Source organism: Corallococcus sp. AB030 (genome assembly GCF_003668965.1).
GTDB classification, from domain to species: Bacteria; Myxococcota; Myxococcia; order Myxococcales; family Myxococcaceae; genus Corallococcus; species Corallococcus exiguus.
Map to the genome: position 1 here is coordinate 1 of NZ_RAWQ01000317.1, position 7,588 is coordinate 7,588.

The 7,588-nt window shown below is 69.9% G+C and carries 5 protein-coding genes; 1 reads left to right on the forward strand and 4 read right to left on the reverse strand.

Annotated features, from left to right (window positions below):
- Positions 1-202: 202 nt before the first annotated feature.
- The 4 genes from D7Y15_RS40980 to D7Y15_RS40995 all read right to left on the reverse strand — a co-directional run bounded on the left by D7Y15_RS40980 (position 203) and on the right by D7Y15_RS40995 (position 7,045).
- A complete protein-coding gene (locus tag D7Y15_RS40980) occupies positions 203-1,393 on the reverse strand; it encodes a lytic polysaccharide monooxygenase (protein WP_120578300.1) in 1,191 nt (396 codons plus the stop codon).
- Positions 1,394-1,455: 62 nt separating this feature from the next.
- Positions 1,456-2,883 carry a DUF1552 domain-containing protein gene (locus D7Y15_RS40985; RefSeq protein ID WP_121755977.1) on the reverse strand — a complete coding sequence of 476 codons (1,428 nt, stop codon included), beginning with the start codon at positions 2,881-2,883 and terminating at the stop codon, positions 1,456-1,458.
- The gene (locus D7Y15_RS40990; RefSeq protein ID WP_121755979.1) at positions 2,880-4,409 is read right to left on the reverse strand and encodes a DUF1592 domain-containing protein; all 1,530 of its coding nucleotides are present in this window, start codon (positions 4,407-4,409) and stop codon (positions 2,880-2,882) included. The genes D7Y15_RS40985 and D7Y15_RS40990 overlap by 4 nt, the downstream gene beginning before the upstream one ends.
- Before the next feature lie 299 nt (positions 4,410-4,708).
- Positions 4,709-7,045 carry an ATP-dependent helicase gene (locus D7Y15_RS40995; protein ID WP_121755978.1) on the reverse strand — a complete coding sequence of 779 codons (2,337 nt, stop codon included), beginning with the start codon at positions 7,043-7,045 and terminating at the stop codon, positions 4,709-4,711.
- A 130-nt stretch (positions 7,046-7,175) separates the two neighbouring features.
- Here D7Y15_RS40995 and D7Y15_RS41000 point away from each other — a divergent pair.
- The coding region (locus D7Y15_RS41000) for a PaaI family thioesterase (protein ID WP_148713006.1) at positions 7,176-7,588 on the forward strand (413 nt) is incomplete at its 3' end.

The window sequence follows — 7,588 nt, forward strand, 5'->3', positions numbered from 1 at the left end:
AACGAGCACTGGCTGCTGGAGCGCCACAACTTCCTCTCGCCGAGTCAGGCCCGGCGAGCGCTGATGCAGTCGAAGCAGGCGGCCTGATTACAACCAATCTGGTGTCTCAATAATCCGGTGCGGTACAATGCCAGGGAACGGCCACGGGAAACACACGGGGTTACATCGAATTCACGGATGATCCTGAGTGACTCCGCCTGACCTAGTTGGCGCGCTCCCACGCGTCCTGCCAGGCGATGCCGGTGCCCGGCGCGTAGTACGACGCCACGCCCTTGCACCAGCCGGAGTACGGGAAGGGCTTGCAGCGGTAGATGAGCCCGTCCGTGCCCTCCACTCGCGTGCCCGCCACGTAGCTGTCGATGCCCGCCGGGTACTTGTACTGCGCGGATCCGCCGGTGCCGCCATCCGTGCCACCGTCGTTGCCTCCACCGGTGGAGGGCTTCTCGATGTCCACCTGGAACGAGTAGCCCGTCTCCTTCGCGTACACGCGGTTGCCCAGCGCGTCCTGCACCGGCGTCACGCCGCCAGTCGTCTGGAGCACGCCCACCTGCACGCGGCTGGAGCCCGCGTTCACCTGCTGCGCCAGCCGGTACATCCACGTGGCCGCGGGCGTGGCCGCGTCGAGCGTCAGCGGATACGACTCGGCGTCGCGTCCCGCGCTGTCGAAGAGGCGGAACGTCACCTTGCTCGACTTGGGCAGGTCCTCGCGCGCCTGCACCTGGCCCAACTCCTTCCACGACACCGGCGGGGGCGGCGTGTTGCTGAACTTCACGTCCGTGCAGGCGTAGAAGGCCTCCGGGCTGTCCGCGCGCTGCCAGATGGCGTAGATGACGTGCGAGCCCGTCCGGCTCGCCGGGAACGGGCAGTTGAGCCGGTAGCGGTTGTTCACCGCGGACACGTTGGTGACGTTGCAGAACGGCGTCGACTCCAGGTCCGACCACTTCAGCGGCAGCGCCGGGTTGTAGCCCTCCTTCGTCACGAAGAGCTGGAAGTAGCCCGTGGCGTGCACCGCGGTGGCGTGGAAGACGAACTCGAAGCGGCCGCCGCTGTCCGGGGTGATGAGCGTGGACGGCCAGTCCGCACGCGCCAGGTCCAATCCCTTGTGACTCTCGTTGGCGGCGCTGCACAGCTTGCCGTCGGGGATGATTTCGCGGTGACGCCCGTTGGCGGCGCCCTGCCGGACGCCGTTCCAGTCATAGAGCGCCTGCGTCCCACCGGTCTGCACGGCGGCCTTGCACGCGGCGGACCTGGGACTCTCCGGCCCTTCCTTGAAACATCCATAGACGCGGCTCAGCGGTACTTCCATGGAGCCGTGCGCCGCCGCCGGACCGGCGGACAGCAGGGAGACGAAAGCGAGCGATGCGGTGAAGGCCTTGCGGATTGCTGGGGACATCCCTTCCTCCTCTGTTCGAAAACAAAGGAGGAAAGGCGGAGGCGAATCGGGTCAACGGCCGCTCAAGCCAGCAGCTCCGTCAGCAGGCCCTTGGGCAGCGTGGAGTCGCCGAAGTCGTCCAGCGGCCCGCCAGCCGCGTTCTTCAGGCCCACCGCGGCGCCCAGGGTGTTGAGCATCTTGTTGAGGTTGGGGCTGCTGTTGCCGCCCGCCGCCGTCACCGCCACGCCCTGCTTGAGGTAGCCGTTGCAGCTGCCCGCCAGGATGAACGGGATGTGGCGCGCCGAGTGCGCCGGCCCGTTGCCCAGGTCGTTGAACCAGACGGACACGCCCTGGTCGACCAGCTTCTTGCCGTTCGGCAGGGCGTACGCCGCCAGCTGGTCCAACAGGTAGTTGAAGGTCTGGGCGAACTGCGCGTCCACGCGCGAGTGCAGCACGTCCGACCCGGCGATGATGCCACCCGACGCGTCGTGCGACGCGCGGCGATGGGAGATGTAGTGGAAGTTCTCCATCAACTGCCCCGTCGTGGGGTCGCGGTAGCGCGTGGCGCTGTCGTTGCCGTTGCCCACCTGGATGGCCACCGAGCGCGTGGTGCCGCACGCCACCGCCAGCACCGCGATGTCCATGTGCAGCCGCACCGTGGCCAGCACCTCGTCGCCGTCCGTGCTGTTGTAGCCGGGAGCCTGCTGCTGGAGCCGCAGCTCCTCGTCCGCGCGGGCGCGGCAGCTGAGCGCCACCTCCAGGTCGCGCACGTTGGACAGGTGCAGGTCCAGGCGCTGCTTGTCCGTGCTGCTCAACTCCGGCCGCGACTGGAGCGCCTTCAGCTGGCCCGACACCAGGTCGTTGAGGCTCTTCTGGCGCACCAGCAGCTGCTCGCGCGCTTCCGGTGAGAGGCCCCCGGGGCCACCCACCATGGTCTGGTAGGCCACCCACGGGTCATGCAGCGCGGCACGGCGTGAAGCGCTGCCCCGGTGGGAGATGCAGGGGCCGCCCAGCCACCCGCCGGCCTGCCCCGCGTAGAGGTAGAGCGAGTCGCGCTTCTGCGGGTTCAGCTCGCGGCCGATGCGGTGGTCCAGCGACTCGCCGGACGCCTCGGAGTCACCACCCACGCCCTCCACGGCGGGGCCTCGCGCGGTGAGGCACTGCAGCGCGCCGCGGGCGTGGCCGTCCCCGTAGTTGTAGTCCTTCATGTTGACGTTGCGCACCACCAGCAGGCGCGCGCGGTGGTCCGCCAGCTCCACCAGCGACTTGCCCGCGAGCGTCGTGGTGGAGAGGTTGCCCAGCGGCTCCGGCCAGAAGCGCTCCGGCTCGTTGCCCAGCTCGGAGGTGCTCTGCGCGGCGGCCACGCCATCCGCCTGGCGCAGGAAGATGGCGAAGGGCAGCGCGTCCGCCTCCGCCGCCTGGGCCTTGCGGGGCAACAGCCCCTCCAGCACCGGCAGCCCCAGCATGACGCCACCCAGGCCCTGCAACACGCGTCGTCGGCTCAGTTTCACGGCAGCTCCTCCGGGTGGCGAGTCACGAAGCCCACGCCCGTCACGACCTCGACGACCAGGTCCACGATGGGCAGCTGACCGGACTGCGACAGCTTGCCCAGCCGCGCCACCAGCGCATCGTCCTCCGCCACCGCGGGGCGTCCGCTCAGGAACTCCACCCAGTGGCGCGCGTAGCACTCATGCACCGCCTGCGTGGTCGCGAGCGCGTCCGCCAGGTCCAGCGCGTCCTTCACCGACACCTTCTGTCCGCCGATGCCCGGCGTCGACGAGGCGTCCACCGGGAGCCCGTTGTCCGTCGTGCGGTAGCCGCCCACGGCGTCGAAGTTCTCGAAGGGGAAGCCCAGCGGGTTGATCAGCGTCGCGTGGCAGGACGCGCACACCGTGCCGGGCGCCTCCGTGTGCGACGTCACCACCTCACGGTTGGTGCGGCCGTTGGGCGCGGGCAGCGCGGGGATGTTGGCCGGCGGCGCGCCAATCTTCTGGCACAGCAGGTGCTCCGACAGGAACACGCCGCGGTGGATGGGGTCCGGGTCGATGGACGTCGCATGCGACGCGAGGAAACCCACCTGCGTGAGCACGCCCCGGCGCTGCGCCCCGTCCAGCGTCACCGGCACGAAGTCCGCGGTGAACGTCCCGGTGAGGCCGTAGATGCGCGCCAGCTCGGCGTTGACGAAGGTGTCGCGAGACGTGAGCAGGTCCGCGAAGCGCCCCTTGCGCCCGAAGACGACGTCCTCGACGAAGAGCGTGTTCTCCTTCGCCGCGGACTCCGCCAGCTTCGTGGTGACGTTGGGGAAGCGCGTCGCGTTGGGCCGGATGCTCGCGTAGCGGGGCACGTCGAAGACGGCCTGGTGGTAGGCGTCCACCACGCCGCGCGCCCGGGCGTCCGTAATCATCCGGCGCGCTTCGGAGGCCACGCCCTCGCGCTTCGAAAGCATGCCCTCGCGAGCGGCGGCGAACAGCGCGTCGTCCGGCATCGAGTTCCAGAGCGCATAGCTCAAGCGGGACGCCACCTCGAACGCGTCCAGCGGCACCTTGCCGGCCGTCGCCTGCGTGCTGCGCTCCACGCGGTAGAGGAACAGGGGCGACTGGAGGAAGCCCTCCAGCACCAGCCGCAGGCCGCCCTGGAACGCGGCCATCGTCGGGTACGCCTGAGGGCCCTGGCGGTACAGCTTCAGGTACGTCTCCACCTCGTCCGCGGTCAGCGGGCGGCGCAGGGCGCGCAGGCCGAAGGACTCCACGAACGCCTTCGCGCGAGCCTCGTCCGTGGTGCTCCCCGCCGGCAGCAGCTTGCCCAGCTTCGTCGCGTCCGTGGCCACCTGCCCGGCCAGGTCCGCCGCCGCGCGCTGGTAGGCACCCCACAGCGCCTCGTCCACCGACAGCGCGCGGGCGTCGTTGTCGAAGAGGAAGCCGCTCTGGGACGGATCCGCGCGGAACGACTGCGCCAGCGCCGTGGGCGCCGCGTCTAGCTTGAGCAGGTCCTTCACGCTGCTCACCCACTGCGCATGCGTCAGCCGAGCGACGCGCACGGTGCGCGCCGCCTGCTCCACGCCAGCAGGGGGAGGCTTGTTCGTCCCGTCAGGGCCAGGATTGCGCGGATTCGCCGCGTCAGAAATCTGACCTTCGCAGGCAGTCAGGAAACTCAAGGTTCCCGCGAGCAGCGCGGAAGTCCACCGTCGTTGACGTAGCGCCATGGGGGGAAGCGCCTCCGTTCGTTGGAGGTCATCCCACTGGGGAAGCGTCAGGAAGTCAATCCGTACACCGGCCGACCGGGCCCGGTGTCACATGAATACTGGAAACCGCTGTGGACACCGGATCCGCCCGGCGCTCAGCCGGGGATGAGGAAGCGCGCGATGACGCGCTTGAGGCCCACGGTTCCGCCGAACTCCACGGTGACCTTGGCGTTGGGTCCGGACCCTTCCGCGGCGACGATTCGCCCGGAGCCGAACTGTTCGTGACGCACGCGCATGCCGCGCACGTCTCCGCCCACGCCGTCCATGTCGGACGACGCCTGCGAATAGCTGCGGTCCACGCGCGGGCCCGTCTCATCGTCGTCCCAGTTGCGGCGGCGCTGCGGCATGGCGGCGGCGCGCGGCGGGGGCGGCAGGTCGTTCTCCTTGAAGCCGAACAACGCCTGCGGCACGTCCGCGAGGAAGCGGCTGGGAGGGTTGTACTTGAGCTCACCAAAGAGGGAGCGGCACTGCGCCAGGCTCACGAAGAGCCGCTTGCGCGCGCGGGTGAAGCCCACGTAGCAAAGCCGTCGCTCCTCGGCCATCTCCTCGCCGCCGTCCGGGTCGTCGCTCTTGAGCGCGCGCGAGTGCGGGAAGACGCCCTCCTCCATGCCGGTGAGGAACACGGCGTCGAACTCCAGGCCCTTGGCCGCGTGCAGCGTCATCAGCGCCACGCGGCCCTCGCTCACCTCCGCGTCCGCCTCACCCACCAGGCTGATCTGCTCCAGGAAGGATTGCAGGGGCGGGATGTCCGCGGTGAGCGGCGCGGAGTCCACGCCCTCCGGAGCCTCCTCCTCGCGCGCCTCGAGCGCGGCGGCGGAAGCCACCATGTCGGACGCGCGCTTCAGGTCGAACTCCTGCGCCGCGCCCAGCAGTTCCTTCAGGTTCTCCGCGCGGGTGAGCGCCTCGTCGCTGCCTTCCGCGACCAGCGTCTCCACCAGCTTCGACTCCTTCAGCATCTGGTCCACCGCGCCCGCCGCGTCCTTCGCCGTGAGGGAGAAGGCGTGCAGCGACTGGAGCAGCTGGTGGAAGCCGCCCAGCCGCTTCTGCGCGGTGGCGTTGAGGGAAGGGATGCGGTGGCGCTCGCCCAGGGCCTCGTAGAGGCTCAAGCCCTGCTCGTTCGCGAAGTCCGTCAGCCGCTCCTCGGTGGTGTCACCGATGCCGCGCGCCGGAACGTTGAGCACGCGCAACAGGTCCGCGTCCGAGCGCGGGTTCACCATCAGCCGCAGGTACGCGGAGGCATCACGCACCTCCGCGCGGTCGTAGAAGCTGCGGCCGCTCACCAGCTGGTACGGCACGCGCCCCAGCCGCAGCGCCTCTTCCAGCACGCGGCTCTGCGCGTTGGTCCGGTAGAACACCGCCATGCTGGAGAACTTGATGAAGCCCTCGCGCTGGACGGCGAGGATGCGCCGGGCCACCTCCTGCGCCTCCGCGCGCTCGTCGCGGTGCAGCAGCAGCTCCAGGTTCTCCCCCTTGGGCCGCTCGCTCCAGAGCTTCTTCTGCATGCGGCGCGGGTTCTTGGAGATGACCTCGTGCGCGGCGGTGAGGATGTTCTGATCGGAGCGGTAGTTCTGCTCCAGCTTCACCACCTTCGCGCCCGGGTACTGCATGGGGAACTGGAGGATGTTGTCCACGTCCGCGCCGCGCCAGCGGTAGATGGACTGGTCGTCGTCGCCCACCACCACCAGGTTCGCGGACGGAGGCGGGGCCAGCTGCCGCAGGAACGCGTACTGCACGGGGTTGGTGTCCTGGAACTCGTCCACCAGCACGTGCGTGAAGCGCGTGCGGTAGCGCTCCAGCACGTCCGGCCGGTCGCGGAAGAGCTTCACGAGCAGGAGCAGCAGGTCCCCGAAGTCCACCGCGTTCGCCGCGCGCAAGAGCTTCTGGTAGCCCGCGTACACGCGCTTGACGATCTGCCCGCGCACGTCCTCCTGCTCCACGCGCATGTCCTCCGGCAGCCGCGCGGCGTTCTTCTCCTGGTCGATGCGGTGCAGGATTTCGCGCGGCTGCATCACCGGCTCCACGCCCGCGTCGCGCATGGCGCGCTTCACCAGGCTGAGCTGGTCGCCGTCGTCGTAGATGACGAAGGACCGCGTGAGGCCCGCGGCCTCCGCTTCGCGGCGCAGGATCATGGCAGCGGAAGAGTGGAACGTGCTCACCACCAGGTCGTTGGCCTGCGCGCCCAGGAGCTGGGTGAGGCGATCGCGCATCTCGCGCGCGGCCTTGTTGGTGAAGGTGACGGCCAGGATGCGCCACGGGAAGACGCGGTGGACCTTCACCAGGTGGGCCACACGGCGGGTGATGACGCGCGTCTTGCCGCTGCCGGCGCCCGACAGCACGAGCAGGGGGCCGTCGCCGTGGAGCACGGCTTCCGCCTGGGGCGGGTTGAGGTCTTCGAGGAGGGCGGTTTCGTGGGCGTTCACGGAGGGTTCCACCAGGGGGAAGAACCCCGTCTTCTAACGTCTTTCGCGCGCGGGTGCCGGTCTTCCGGTAAGCCCTGTCGCCCGCCGGGCCGTCCGCTCTCGGGACGGGCAGGAGCGTGGGATATAAAAGGGCCCACCTCCCATGTCCGACACCCCGTCCCGCCCGTCCCAGGCCCAGCTCGACCGCTTCGCGGAGCTGATCACCCAGAGCCTCACCATGCGCCACTTCGGCGCCCGGATGTCCTTCCCGGAAGGGCGCATGGTGGTGGTGGAGCTTCCGGAGGTGCAGCCGCAGCACCGGGGCGGCCTGGGGGCCTCCGCCGTCAACGGCGGCGTGCTCTCCGCCCTCTTCGACTTCGCCATCGGCTGCACCCCGGCGCTGAGGGACCCCACCCGCCGCTGCGCCACCGTCCAGCTGTCCATGAGCTTCGAGCGCCCCGCCACCGGCAACCACCTCCGCGTGGAGGCCGTCATCGACAACGGCGGCTCCTCCACCCTCTTCGCCTCCGCGAAGCTGATGGACGCGGAGGGCCGGGTGTGCGCCCGCTGCCAGGG